At 29.0% G+C, this 252-nt stretch carries 1 pseudogene; it reads right to left on the bottom strand.

The window, feature by feature from the left end:
* Window positions 1-106, bottom strand: a pseudogene (locus tag SB658_RS25965) (transcriptional regulator); the annotation flags it as partial.
* Window positions 107-252: the final 146 nt, after the last annotated feature.

Genomic DNA, 252 nt, shown 5'->3' with positions numbered 1-252 from the left:
CATGTGCCTGCGCAATTGATTTTAAGGAAATTGGACCTTCACCAAACTTTTTTGCAAGATCGATCATAATTGTTAAGCCGTAGCGGCCTTTCGTTGAAATCTTCATCTATTTTGCACCTCTTTTCAAATTTTCACTTCTATTGGTTATATCTTATTTATAAAAGAACACAATTTAAAATCCTATGAAATTATAGCATAATATAGTATTATAAGAAATTTCAACTTGTGTATCAAAATGATAACATAAAATCA

This window comes from Bacillus sp. SIMBA_008, assembly GCF_046535495.1.
Taxonomy (GTDB): Bacteria; Bacillota; Bacilli; order Bacillales; family Bacillaceae; genus Bacillus; species Bacillus subtilis.
This window is presented reverse-complemented; position numbering and strand designations above follow the sequence as displayed.